Here is a 13047-nt window from a genome sequence, read left to right on the forward strand (position 1 = left end):
GTAGGGGTCAACCGGACAGCCCTACAGGATATGCCCGCTTATCGCCGTGCCACAAGGTTTGCCACGAATTGCTGCATAACTGGGCCGGGCCCGGCACCCGAAACGGCTCAGCGCACCCGCACCGACAGGCAGGTCACACAGCCCTCGAGCTTCTCGAATTCGCTGATGTCGGCCGTGAGCACGCGGTAGCCGAGGTCGGCGATGAGGGCGGCCGACTTCGGTGCCGCCGACGACATGAGCACGGTGTCATCCGCGAGCACGACGACGGCCACCCCCTCCGCCTCCGGCACCGCGAGGTAGCGACCGAACACCGAAGGGTCGTCCACCAGCGGGGAGTACCCGATGACCGTGCCATCCGGCAGCGCGGTGACAGCGCTCTTGAGGTGCAGCGCCTTCGTCACCGGAACCGCGACCACCGTGTAGCCGAGCGGCGTCACGAGGGCGCGGAGCTGACGGATGCCCTCCGCATTCGTGCGACCGCCGCGGCCGACGAAGACGGTGCGGTCCACTTTCAGCACATCGCCGCCGTCGAGGGTGCCTGGCATCTCGATGCGGCGGATGGTGAGGCCGAGTTCGGTGATCGTGCGCTCCGCTTCCACGATCTCACCCGCGCGGGAGTCGGACCCCGGGCTTCCGATCACCGCGAGGTCACCGAAGACCACCATGGTGTCCTCCACGAACACGGAATCGGGCTGCCCGGTCGCGACCGGCACTTCGACTATCTCCCAGCCGGCGTTCGACAGCAGCGCGACGTACTCATCCCACTGGGAGTTGGCGAGCTCGAGATCCACCGGCACCCGCTCCATGTGGGTGAGCTGGCCGTCGGCGAGGCTGTCTGCCGGAGCCCGGACGATCGCGATCCGGCGAGTGCCGGCATCCGCCTCCGTGCCCACGAGGCGCCCGTACAACGCATGGCCCGCGGTGACCGTGGCTACGGTGGTCGCGAGCACGAACGGCAGGTTGGGTCCGGCAAGGGTGCCGAAGAGCTGCCCGGCGATGTCGCCGGACAGCGATGATCCGCCCGTGATCAACGTGAGGGAGGAGCCAACGAGCGCGCCGACGATGCCGGCGACCACTCCGCCCACCAGGCGGAGGTACCAGAACCGGTAGATGCCGATGATCCCGAAGACGGCCAGTGCGACGAAAGTCGCCAGCGCCGACCCGAGGAAGAAGTCGAAGAGCTGCCCCAGGGTGGCGGCGTTGCCCCCGAAGAAGAGCAGCGCTGTGGCGACGATCGCAATGCTGGCGACGGCGAGGGCAGAGACCACCGCTCCCGCGAACCGACGGAGGAGGGGCACGCGTGCGCTTACGGAAGTCATGGGTCACGACCCTAGGGGAAGACGGCTATGGATCGCCTGTGCCGCTCCGTTGGTCGGGCTAGGCCCGCTCCGTTGGTCGGGCTAGGCTCGCTCCGTTGGTCGGGCTAGGCTCGCCGACGCTCGCTGACGCTCGCTGCTCGACCGGCGTGCCTGACGTCGCCGTCACCAGGTCACATTCGCCCGGGACGCTGCGGCCACCGCGCTCTCAGCCGGCGCAAAGCGCTCTCAGGGGCGCGGTTCAGCGCCGATTGTGACGGATGAGCGGGCCGACGGCGCTGGCGCACGCCATCCGGCCCCCAGAGCCCCGCACCCCGAGGTCGGAGCCGTGGCCCCGGGCCCATCCCCTGCGCGCCCAGAGCGAGCCGGAACAAAGTGCTCCAAGGAGCGAGTTTCGGAGCAAATTGTGACAGCTGCGGGAACCCTCCGCGGCGCCGCTACCTAGTGGTAGAAGTGGCGCTCGCCCGTGAAGTACATCGTGACCCCCGCGGCCTTCGCCGCCTCGATCACATCGGCGTCGCGGATCGATCCGCCCGGCTGCACGACCGCGCGAACCCCCGCGTCGAGCAAAATCTGCAGGCCGTCGGCGAAGGGGAAGAAGGCATCGGATGCGGCCACCGACCCGGCCGCCCGATCGCCGGCCCGTGAGACGGCGAGGCGACAGGAGTCGACCCGGTTGACCTGGCCCATTCCGACGCCGACGGAGGCGCCGTCATCGGCAAGCAGGATCGCGTTGGACTTGACCGCGCGCACCGCACGCCAGGCGAACTCGAGGTCGGCGCGAGTGGCGTCATCCGCCTCCTCGCCGGCCACGAGGGTCCAGCCGTCGCTGGTGAACTCGTCGAACACGTCGGGCTGCTGCACGAGGAGTCCGCCGCTGATCTGCTTGAACTCCAGCGGCTCCCGGCGGTAGCCCTCCGGCAGCTTGAGCAGGCGCAGGTTCTTCTTGCTCTGCAGCAGTTCGAGGGCCTCTGGATCGAACTCGGGAGCGATCACCACCTCGGTGAAGATGTCCTTCACGGTACGGGCCATCTCGATGGAGACCGGGCGGTTCGCCGCGATCACCCCGCCGTATGCGGACACCGGGTCGCAGTCGTGGGCGCGCTGATGAGCGGAGGCGATGGGGTCGCCCGCACCCCGCGCTACCGCGATGCCGCAGGGCTGGGCGTGCTTGATGATGGCGACGGCAGGCTCGCGGAAGTCGTAGGCGGTGCGGAGCGCGGCATCCGCGTCCACGTAGTTGTTGTAGGACATCTCCTTGCCGCCGAGCTGGATCGCCTGGGCGATGCCGACACCGCTCTCGGTGACGTAGAGCGACGCGTCCTGGTGCGAGTTCTCGCCGTACCGGAGCACGTTCTTCAGCGACGCCGACACCGTGAAGCTGTGGGCCTCCTCGCGCGGGTGCTCGGCGCGGATCCCGATGTTCGCGGCGAAGAACTCCGCGACGGCGGTGTCGTACGCCGCGGTGTGGGTGAAGGCCTCCCCCGCCAGACGCTGGCGCTGGGCGAGAGTCGTGCCGCCGAGGGTCACGGCCTTGATCACCTGGGCATAACTGTCGGGTGAGACGACGATCGCGACATTGGCGTGGTTCTTGGCGGCGGCACGCACCATCGCCGGTCCGCCGATGTCGATCTGCTCGATCGCGTCGTCGCCGGTGACCCCGGAGGCGATCGTCTCGACGAAGGGGTACAGGTTCACCACGACGAGCTCGAACGGGCGGATGCCGAGATCGACGAGCTGGGCCTCATGAGTCGCGAGCCTCAAGTCGGCAAGGATGCCGGCGTGGATGGCGGGATGCAGGGTCTTCACGCGCCCGTCGAGGGTCTCCTGGAACCCGGTGACGCTCGCGACCTCCGTGACGGGGTGGCCGGCATCCGCGATCGTCTTCGCGGTGGAGCCGGTGGAGACGACCTCGACCCCGGCACCGGCGAGGGCTGCGGCCAGCTCGAGGAGGCCGGTCTTGTCGCTGACGGAGATGAGGGCGCGGGTGATCGGGATGGCGTCGCGCGCGCGGTACTCGGACGGATCGTGGGTCGGCGCGCTCACTGTGCACTCCTCGGGTCTTGGGTCGCCTTGTCGGCGGCGATGGTCGAGAGATCGATCGCACCGTTGGCGATGTCGAGCACGGCCTGCACGAGCAGCTCGCGCTCGACCGGCTTGATGCGATCGTGGAGGGTCGATTCGGTGTCGCCGGGCAGCACGGGCACCCGGCGCTGGGAGATGATCGGTCCGGCGTCCACCCCGTTGTCGACGATGATGATGCTCGCGCCGGTCTCGGTGACACCGGCGGCGAGAGCATCCCGTACCCCGTGCGCTCCAGGGAACTCAGGCAGATAGGCCGGATGCGTGTTGATCAGGTTGGGGCTGAGGGCCGCGATCACGCGGGGCGGAAGCAGCTTCATGAAGCCGCTGAGGATCACCAGATCCGGCTGCCAGACCCGGATCTGCCCGAGGATCGCATCACCCCAGCTCTCGCGGTCGTCGAAGCTCGAGAGCGCGGCGGCGAAGGTGGGGATGCCGTAAGCCTCGGCGTGTTCGAAGCCGTCGGCATCACGATCCGCTCCGACCGCCACGACCCGCGCGGGAAATTCTGCGTCTTCGGATGCCTCGAGGAGCGCGCGGAGGTTCGACCCTCCGCCGGAGATCAACACGACCAAAGAGAGCACCCCCAGAGCTTATCGGAGTGGGCTTATCCGAGTGGCCCGGCCGGGGGCGTCAGCGGCGCGACGGCCGCCCGGCCAGCAATCCGATCGTCGCCGCGACTCCGATTTCGAGGGCGGCGAAGCCCCCGACGAGCCACGGCGACGGTCCGACATCCACCAGGCGTCCCGGGCCCGCCGACCCGGCGGACGCCCAGGCGAGCATCCCGAGCAGGATGCCGCCGACGACCCCGCTCGCGAGTCCGGCGGCGAGATATGAGCGAACGGATGCCCGGGGTCCGAGGTCGCGCGCCAGCCGCGGCCGCACGGCGATGGCGACGAAGAACCCGGCGAGCACGGGCACGAGGAGGCCGAGGAATCCCCAGCCGAGCTGTCCGGGTGCGGGGAGCGCGCCGAGCACGGGGATGGCCGGGATGGGCCCGAGGGTAGTGCCGAGAGGGGATATCGACGAGCCGGTCCCCATCGCGAAGCCCGGCCCGATCAGCCACGACGCACCCCAGATCACGAGGTTCGGCAGCACAGCGAGCTGCCCGATCGTGAGGGCGATGCCTCCCAGAACTCCCGCGTGCACGCTCTCGTAGAGCGAGATGATTGCGGCGTAGTTGGCAAGGAACAGCACGGCGACTGCGAGGGCGGATGCCGCGATCACGACGCTCGCGGATGCCACGCCGCCACGCAGACTCGCCACGATGATCGTGCGCACCTCCGGGCGCCAGCCCCTCACGATGCCGCGCGCGCGCTCACCGAGCACGTCGGCATCCGTCGACGCCGGTCGAAGGATCTCCGACCCGATCACGATCCCGAGCGCGAACACGAGCGTCGGCAGCAGGGTGCCCTGCCAGATCGACGGGCGGGCAGCCGGCAGAAGCACGCTGAGGGTCAGCCCGAGCGAGATCACGGCGAAGGTGGCGACGGAGACCGCCATCCCCAGCAGTCGATGGGGAGTCTCGCCGATCCGACGCCCGGCTCGTACACCGAGCAATACGGTCACGAGCGCGAAACCGAGGGGCGCGATCGTGACGATGAACGGTGTTCCGGCCCCGTCGAATCCGAGCCCGGTGGCCATCACCGGATCGAGGGTGAGGCGGATGTCGACACCCGACCCGAGCAGCCAGAGGTCGACTGCCGTGCGCCAGAACACAATGAAATCGACCTGGAGTCCGTACTGGAACGCCCACAGCACCGTGAGGGGAACGAGCGGTATCGCGACCCCGATGGCAGCCACGAGCAGCGCTTCGAGCGCGGAGAAGAGAGCGGTGAGCGGACGATTCATACCGGGGGCGAGCCTACCCGGGCGGGCCCCATCCGCCGGGTCGCCGATCCGTCATCGCGCAATCCCCCGGCAATTCCCTGCGGAGGCGCCGACTCAGAGCTCGCCGAATCCGTCGGTCACCAGCTCCGTCACCTTCGCGAGCGCTTCTGCGGCCTGGGCTCCGGATGCGGCAACGGTCAGCACGTCCCCGGCCTTCGCCCCGAGCGAGAGGAGTCCGATCAGGCTGTTGGCCGCAACGGGCGCGCCGGCGGTGCGCGTGTTCACCACGGTGAGCTTCGCATCGAAGCCGGCGAGGGTCGAGACGAGCGTGGCCGCGGGCCGCGCATGGAGGCCGTCCGGATTGATGATGGTCAGGTCGGCGGTCAGCCCCTCGGGAACGGGAGCGGATGCGACGGCTGGAGCGGCCTCCCCGAGCATCGAGATCTTCGGCGCGAGTGCTCCGCGAGCCTCTCGATCGACCTCGTCGAGGCCGGCTCCGCCCGCTGCGGTCACGATGGCCGCGAGCAGGCCCTCGACGAACGGGGCGCTCGAGAGCCGCACCTCGGTCTCGGATGCCCGGAAGTCGAGCGCCATCTCCGCGCTCATGACAGCCGACCCGAGGTCCATGATCACGAGCACGCCGTCGGGCGAGGCGACCTCGTCGATGGCGGCGGAGACGGCCGTGGCATCCGTACCGATCAGCCCCTCCCCCGCCCCGGCGGCGATCGCGATGGCCGGCCGCTGCCCGGGAACCATCTGCAGGGCCAGCTCGACCGCCGCGTGCGCAAGGGGCGAGCTGTGCGAGACGACCACTATTCCGATCACGCGAGCGCTTCGGCGAGCGCCTGGAACAGGTACGCGGTCGAGGTGGCGCCGGGGTCGAGATGCCCGGCGCTGCGATCGCCGAGGTAGCTCGCGCGACCCTTGCGGGCGACCAGCGGCTCGGTGGCATCCCGTCCGGCAGCGGCGGCCGCGGCGGCACCGGCCGCGCTCGCGGCGAGGTCGGCTCCGGCCGCGATCTCGGCGTCGAAGGCATCGACCGCCGGCGCCATCGCGTCGAACATCGTCTTGTCGCCGAGCTCGGCTTTTCCGCGGGCCACCACTCCGCCGAGTCCGGCCCGGAGTGCCCCCGAGAGCCCGGCGGAGTCCAGCTCGGCCACCGCGCCGGCCGTAGTGCCGAACCTCAGGAAGAAGGTGCCGTACAGCGGACCGCTCGCCCCACCGACCGAGGTGACCAGGGTCATCCCGACCAGCTTGAACAGCTCGTCGACCGCGGTCGACGGCGCCGCCGCCGTCTTCTCCATCACCGCTGCCATGCCGCGGGCCATGTTCGATCCGTGGTCCGCGTCGCCGATAGCGGAATCGAGGTCCGTGAGGTAGCCGCGGTTCTCCGTGACCAGCGCGGTGAACCGCGATAGCCAGGCGACGAGTTGGTCGAGTGAGACGGTGCCGTCCGCCACGGTTCTAGACCCCCCAGCGCAGGCCGGCGGTGTTCACCGGGGCGTCCCAGAATTTCAGCATGTCGTCATCCGCCTTCAGGATCGTCACCGAGCAGCCCGCCATATCGAGCGAGGTGATGTAGTTGCCGACCAGGCTCCGCGCCACCGTGACGCCGGCCTTATCCAGGATCTTCTTCACCTCTCCGTACATCAGGTACAGCTCGATGAGAGGGGATCCGCCCATGCCGTTCAGCATCACGATCGTCGGGCCGTCGGTGAAGTCGAGATCCGCGAGCACCGGCTCCACCAACTGCTGGGCGATGGATGCCGCGGGCGCGAGCGGCACGCGATGCCGGCCCGGCTCGCCGTGGATGCCCACGCCCATCTCCATCATGTCGTCCGGGATCTCGAAGGTCGGCTTTCCCGCGGAGGGCACGGTACAACTCGTGAGAGCCATCCCCATCGACCGTCCGGAGTCGTTCACTTTGCGGGCGAGCTCGGCGACCGCGCCGAGGTCCTTGCCGGCCTCGGCCGCCGCCCCGACGATCTTTTCGAGCAGCACCGTTACTCCGACGCCACGTCGGCCGGCCGTCCAGGTGGAGTCCTCGACCGCCACATCGTCGTTCGTGACGACCGTTTCGACCTTCACCCCGGCATCCGCCTCTGCGAGCTCTGCCGCCATCTCGAAGTTCATCACGTCACCGGTGTAGTTCTTCACGATGTGCAGCACGCCTGCGCCGGAATCGGCAACCTTGGTCGCCTCCTGCATCTGGTCGGGCGTCGGGCTGGTGAACACCTCACCGGCACAGGCGGCGTCGAGCATCCCGAAGCCGACGAATCCGCCGTGCAGCGGTTCGTGACCGGATCCGCCGCCCGAAATGAGGGCGACCTTGCCCGATTTCGTCGGTTCGCCGCGATAGATGATGCGGTTGACATGGTCGACCCGCAGTTCCGGATGAGCTGCCTCGACTCCCACAAGGGAATCGGCCAGCACGTTCTCTGGGTCGTTGATGAGTTTTTTCACGGGTGAGCCCTCTTCCTCGAGTTTTCCTGGATATCACGCTAGACCCGAGCACTGTGCCGCGCCAGAGTTCAGCGGCCCGCGCGAGAAACTCTCGGTCGGGTGCATCCGATCGGGCTGTTTCGGCGGAACTAACCAGTGAGAACGACCGTTTCCGCCCGCTCGCCGGGCCCCACAAAGGAGTGCATCGTGAAGAACCGTCTCATCGTCACCGCCATCACCACCGTCGCCGCCGGAGTGCTCGTGCTCGGCAGCTCGATTCCCGCATCGGCTTCCGTGCCCGCGCACTATGGGCCGCCAGCCCCCAAGGGATCCATCGTGGATGTCGCGGTCGCCGCCTCCGGAGGAGGGACCCCCGACAGCAACCCCTACGACTACGACCTCCTCGTGCAGGCGTTGACGGCCACCGGGCTCGTTCCCGTGCTCGCCGACACCAGCCGCAAGTTCACCGTGTTCGCCCCCAACGACCTGGCCTTCGAGCGCCTCGTGCAGGACCTTACGGGCGTCGCCCCCACCAGCGAAGCGGCCGCGCTCAGCACCATCACGAGCGCCCTCACCATCGACCAGATCAAGAACGTGCTGCTCTACCACGTAGTCGCCGACCGCAAGCTCGGGCCGATCAGTGTGCTCACGGCCGGGTCTCTGACCATGGCCAACGGCGGCATCGTGAAGCCGCGCGGCCTCACCCTCCGCGACGCGAACCCGGCCTTCCAGGATCCGCGCCTCGTGCTCTCGGGCCTCAACATCCAGGCGAGCAACGGCGTGATCCACACGATCAACCGAGTGCTGCTTCCCGCCGTCATCTGACGGTTCGAAAAGCACCCGGGTTAACGACGGAAGGCCAGCCGAGGCTGGCCTTCCGTTGCGTTCCAGTTCCGCTACAGCGAGGCGAGCACTTCGCGCATGAGAGTGGCGGTCTCGCTCGGCGTCTTGCCGACCTTGACCCCGGCGGCCTCGAGGGCCTCCTTCTTGCCCTGCGCGGTGCCCGCACCGGAGGAGACGATGGCGCCGGCGTGGCCCATGGTCTTGCCCTCGGGAGCGGTGAAGCCGGCGACGTAGCCGACGACCGGCTTGGTGACGTGCGCCTTGATGTACTCCGCGGCGCGCTCCTCGGCGTCTCCACCGATCTCGCCGATCATGACGATCGCCTTGGTCTCGGGGTCGGCCTCGAAGGCCGCGAGAGCGTCGATGTGGGTGGTGCCGATGATGGGGTCGCCGCCGATGCCGATGGCGGTCGAGAATCCGAGGTCGCGCAGTTCGTACATCATCTGGTACGTGAGCGTGCCTGACTTGGAGACGAGGCCGATCGGACCCTTGCCCGTGATGGTGGCCGGGGTGATGCCCACGAGCGACTCGCCGGGCGTGATGATGCCGGGGCAGTTCGGGCCGATGATGCGGGTCTTGCCGGAGGCCTTGGCCGTTGCCCAGAACTCGGCAGAGTCCTGGATCGGGATGCCTTCGGTGATCACGACGACGAGCGGGATTTCGGCCTCGATGGCCTCGAGCACCGCGTCCTTGGCGAAAGCCGGGGGTACGAAGACGATCGAGACATCCGCCCCGGTCTTCTCGATGGCCTCGGCCACTGTCCCGAAGACCGGCAGCTCGACGCTGCTACCGTCTGTGCCGGCGTGGGTCACGGTGGTGCCGGCCTTACGGGCATTGACGCCACCGACGACCTGCGTGCCGGCCTTCAGCATGAGGGCGGTGTGCTTGGTGCCCTCACCGCCGGTGATGCCCTGCACGATGACCTTGGAGTCCTTATTGAGGAAGATCGACATTTTCTGTTGTCCCTTTACTTCGAGGCCAGTTCGGCGGCCTTGGCGGCGCCGTCGTCCATGGTGTCGGCGAGTGACACGAGCGGGTGGGCGTACTCGGCGAGGATCGCGCGGCCCTCCTCGACTTTGTTGCCGTCGAGACGCACCACGAGTGGCTTCGAGGCGGTGTCGCCGAGCGTCTTGAGTGCGCCGACGATGCCGTTGGCCACCGCGTCGCACGCCGTGATGCCACCGAAGACGTTGACGAACACGCTCTTCACCTGCGGGTCGCCGAGGATCACATCGAGGCCGTTGGCCATCACCTCGGCGGATGCCCCGCCGCCGATGTCGAGGAAGTTGGCGGGCTTCACGCCGCCGAAGTTCTCGCCCGCGTAGCTGACCACGTCGAGAGTGGACATCACGAGGCCGGCACCGTTGCCGATCACGCCGACCTCGCCATCGAGCTTCACGTAGTTGAGGCCGAGGGCCTTGGCCTTCGCCTCAAGCGGGTCCTCGGAATCGGTGTCGACGAGGGCCGCATGGTTCGGGTGACGGAACTCGGCGTTCTCGTCGATCGACACCTTGCCGTCGAGGGCGACGATGTCGCCTTCCTCGGTGAGAACGAGCGGGTTGACCTCGACCAGCGTGGCGTCCTCGCCCTTGTAGACCTCGTAGAGCTTCACGAAGACCGGAGCGACCTTGTCGACGATCTCTGCCGGGAACTTGGCGGCGATCGCGATCTCGGTGGCCTTGGCCAGGTCGATCCCGGCAAGGGGGTCGATCTCGATGCGGGCCAGTGCCTCGGGGCGCTCGACGGCGAGCTCCTCGATCTCCATGCCGCCCTCGTAGCTTGAGAGCGAGAGGTAGCTGCGGTTGGCCCGGTCGAGAAGCACCGAGAAGTAGTACTCCTGCTTGATGCGTGCTCCGGCGGCGACCATCACGCGCTTGACGGTGAGTCCCTTGATGTCGAGGCCGAAGATTGCCTCGGAGGCCGCGGCCGCATCATCCGGGTTGTGGGCGACCTTCACTCCGCCGGCCTTGCCGCGGCCGCCGGCCTTTACCTGGGCTTTGACGACGACGGTTCCGCCGAGCTTCGCCGCTGCCGCGCGTACTTCTTCGGGCGTATCGGCGATGATGCCGGCGAGTACCGGCACCCCGTACGATTCGAAGAGATCTCGGGCCTGGTACTCAAATAGATCCACGCTGCTGTGTCCAATCCGCAGTTCGTCTGTCCGGTGTGGTGGCAACTGTCTTGATGTCGAGATAGCTCGACATCAAGATATTTGGGCCACCAAGCACTCTACCCCCGACGACCCGGGAGCTTCTCGCGAGAGAGGCCGCCGGAGGGGAAACTTTGGGGGTTTTTACGCCCGCGATTCACGCCGTGAACGCCACGGTCGCGGTGGTGATGTCGGCGGTGAGCAGGGTGGCACGCACCCGGGTCCCGGCCACCAGGGCACCGGAGCAGTCCGCACTCACGGCGGGATCGGCCAGCTGGATGACTCCCCCGCTCTTGCGGGCGGAGATGACGGTGGCGTCGAAGACCTCGCCCACCCGCCCGCGCAGCATCGCGGCCTCGACGGCATCGATCGAGCCCCGGTCGAGTCGTGAGGCGATGCCGTCGGAGGCCGACATGATCCCGGGAAGCGACGGCAGGGCGTCGCGCACCCAGGACGGCACCGGATGACCGCCGACGAGCGCCTCGCAGGTCACGAGCACGAAGCGGTCGACGAGACGTCGAAGTGGAGCGGTCGTGTGGGCATACGGTGCCCCGACCGCGGCCTGGATCACGGCATCCGGGGCCGCGCCCGGCAGCACCGTGTAGCCCGCGCCACGGAAGAGCGAACCGGCGGTATGGATTATCGCGAGTTGACCGGGATCGGACCCGTCGAGCGTGCGCAGGTAGTCGCCGTACGCGAGACCGGGCGCCCAGGGCCAGCCGAGAGCCGAGGTCTGCAGCCGGAACCTCTCGATCGCCACGGCATCCGGAGCCGGCATGGTGCGGAGGATTCCCACTCCCCCATCGATCATGATTCGTGCGGCCTCCATACCCGTCATCAGGGAGATCTGCGCGTTCCACCCCTCGACCGGCAGGGATCGGCGACGCTCGAGCCGGTAGACGTGGTCGACCTCGATCACCTCCTGGTCGGCACGGTTGAGGCTCGCCCCACCACGCTGCCGTTCGAGACGGATGCGCTTCTCACCGACCTCGCGCAGCAGCCGAACCACATCGCTCGCCGTGCCGGAATCGAGCTCGGCCTGCACACCCGCATAGTCGCACTGGCGGGTGCTTCGGATGCGCGCCCTGGCGATCCCCACAGAGGTCACGTTCGCCTCAGCATCGAGCCGGAACTCCCACACGAAGGCGCTGCGCACCTGGCCGGGCAGCAGCGACGCGGCATCCTCGCTGATCACGGTCGGATGCAACGGGATGCGGCCGTCAGGCGAGTACATGGTTTGGCCGCGCCGGCGGGCCTCCGCATCGATCGGGCCGTTCGGTGCGACGAACGCCGGCACGTCCGCGATGGCGTACCAGACCCGGTACCCGTCGGCATCGCGCTCGAGATGGAGGGCTTGGTCGAGATCGGTCGCACCCGCCGGGTCGATCGTGATGAAGGGGATCGCCGTGGAGTCGAGATCGGGGAGCACCTGGTGGGCGACAACGGACCGGGCATCCGCCTCGACGGCCGGCGGAAAGTCGGCGGTGAGCCCGAGCTCGCCGCGCATTGCGGCGAATCTCTCGGCGAGCTGGCTGGAGGGGGAATCGGAAACGAAACGCACGGAAGACACGGTCACGCGCGCCAGCCTACGGGCGGCACCCGGCCGCAACGGCGCACAATGGACTGTGGCTGCCAAGATCCTGGGACTCGTCGACATCGGCGCCGAGGCCGTGTTGCTCGCGGGCGGCGGTCGGGCGATCCTGCTGCAGCTCGCCAATCCCGCGGTGGGTCACGCCGTGGCCGACCACAGCGACTTCGCGGCCGAACCGCTGCGCCGACTCCGCAACACATTGACATACGTGTATGCACTGGTCTTCGGGACCCCGCACCAGGTCGCAGCGGTGACGGCCATGGTGCAACGCGCCCACGCCCCGGTGCGGTCCGCAACCTACGATGCCTCGGATGCCGGGCTGCAGCTCTGGGTGGCCGCCACGCTCTACGAGACGGCGGCCACACTGCATGAGCGCGTGTTCGGTCCGCTCGACGAGGCATCCGCCGAGCGGGTCTATCAGGACTACGCGAACGTCGGCACCGCTCTCGGCATGCCGGCCGCCCTCTGGCCCGCCGACCGGGAGGCGTTCGGTCGCTACTGGCGGGAACAACTGGCGGGGCTGGAGGTCGATGACCGGGTTCGATCGGTCGCGATTCAGGTGCTGCGCCCGGCATCCGGTCCCCTGTGGATGCGCGCGGTCATGCCGGTCGCCAGGCTCGCGACCGCTGGACTCCTACCGCCCGCGCTGCGCGAGGCCTATGCACTGCCGTGGGACGCCCGGCGGCAGCGCCGCTTCGACCGCCTGATGGGTGTCACGACCCGCGTCTTTCCGCGGCTGCCCACCCGGCTGCGCCACTGGCCGAAGAACCACCTGCTGCGCCGGCTGGGCTGAC

The 13047-nt window shown here is 68.6% G+C and carries 12 protein-coding genes; 2 read left to right on the forward strand and 10 right to left on the reverse strand.

Annotated features, from left to right (window positions below):
* Window positions 1-107: 107 nt before the first annotated feature.
* From ddaH to dhaK, 7 genes are all read right to left on the reverse strand, one after another.
* Complete coding sequence (gene ddaH / locus ACVXZ4_RS15855) at window positions 108-1319, reverse strand: dimethylargininase (protein WP_461795766.1); 1212 nt, start codon at window positions 1317-1319, stop codon at window positions 108-110.
* Window positions 1320-1757: 438 nt separating this feature from the next.
* Window positions 1758-3362, reverse strand: coding sequence for a bifunctional phosphoribosylaminoimidazolecarboxamide formyltransferase/IMP cyclohydrolase (gene purH, locus ACVXZ4_RS15860; protein WP_461795767.1), 1605 nt, complete (start codon window positions 3360-3362; stop codon window positions 1758-1760).
* Entirely contained in the window at window positions 3359-3982 is a 624-nt protein-coding gene (purN, locus tag ACVXZ4_RS15865; RefSeq protein ID WP_461795768.1) for a phosphoribosylglycinamide formyltransferase, read from the reverse strand. The genes purH and purN overlap by 4 nt, the downstream gene beginning before the upstream one ends.
* 49 nt (window positions 3983-4031) lie before the next feature.
* Complete coding sequence (locus tag ACVXZ4_RS15870; protein WP_461795769.1) at window positions 4032-5249, reverse strand: cell division protein PerM; 1218 nt, start codon at window positions 5247-5249, stop codon at window positions 4032-4034.
* 93 nt (window positions 5250-5342) lie between these two features.
* Window positions 5343-6053 (reverse strand): dihydroxyacetone kinase phosphoryl donor subunit DhaM, encoded by a 711-nt coding sequence (gene dhaM, locus ACVXZ4_RS15875; RefSeq protein ID WP_461795770.1) that lies wholly within the window; start codon window positions 6051-6053, stop codon window positions 5343-5345.
* On the reverse strand, window positions 6050-6688 hold the full coding sequence (gene dhaL / locus ACVXZ4_RS15880; RefSeq protein WP_461795771.1) for a dihydroxyacetone kinase subunit DhaL: 639 nt from the start codon (window positions 6686-6688) through the stop codon (window positions 6050-6052). Before dhaL ends, dhaM begins: the two co-directional genes overlap by 4 nt.
* 4 nt (window positions 6689-6692) lie before the next feature.
* Window positions 6693-7691, reverse strand: coding sequence for a dihydroxyacetone kinase subunit DhaK (dhaK, locus tag ACVXZ4_RS15885; RefSeq protein WP_461795772.1), 999 nt, complete (start codon window positions 7689-7691; stop codon window positions 6693-6695).
* 186 nt (window positions 7692-7877) lie between these two features.
* On the opposite strand from dhaK, the gene ACVXZ4_RS15890 reads away from it, so the two are divergent.
* Window positions 7878-8495, forward strand: a complete 618-nt coding sequence (locus tag ACVXZ4_RS15890) for a fasciclin domain-containing protein (protein ID WP_461795773.1) — start codon at window positions 7878-7880, stop codon at window positions 8493-8495.
* Between the two features lie 71 nt (window positions 8496-8566).
* Here the strand turns inward: ACVXZ4_RS15890 and sucD are convergent, their stop codons facing one another.
* The 3 genes from sucD to ACVXZ4_RS15905 all read right to left on the reverse strand — a co-directional run bounded on the left by sucD (window position 8567) and on the right by ACVXZ4_RS15905 (window position 12169).
* Window positions 8567-9466, reverse strand: coding sequence for a succinate--CoA ligase subunit alpha (sucD, locus tag ACVXZ4_RS15895; RefSeq protein ID WP_461795774.1), 900 nt, complete (start codon window positions 9464-9466; stop codon window positions 8567-8569).
* Window positions 9467-9480: 14 nt separating this feature from the next.
* Window positions 9481-10644, reverse strand: coding sequence for an ADP-forming succinate--CoA ligase subunit beta (gene sucC / locus ACVXZ4_RS15900; protein ID WP_461795775.1), 1164 nt, complete (start codon window positions 10642-10644; stop codon window positions 9481-9483).
* Between the two features lie 175 nt (window positions 10645-10819).
* Window positions 10820-12169, reverse strand: a complete 1350-nt coding sequence (locus ACVXZ4_RS15905; RefSeq protein WP_461798010.1) for an RNB domain-containing ribonuclease — start codon at window positions 12167-12169, stop codon at window positions 10820-10822.
* A gap of 118 nt (window positions 12170-12287) precedes the next feature.
* Here ACVXZ4_RS15905 and ACVXZ4_RS15910 point away from each other — a divergent pair, with 118 nt between their 5' ends.
* Window positions 12288-13046, forward strand: coding sequence for an oxygenase MpaB family protein (locus ACVXZ4_RS15910; protein WP_461795776.1), 759 nt, complete (start codon window positions 12288-12290; stop codon window positions 13044-13046).
* Window position 13047 lies beyond the last annotated feature (1 nt).

This window comes from Lacisediminihabitans sp. FW035, from assembly GCF_054880895.1.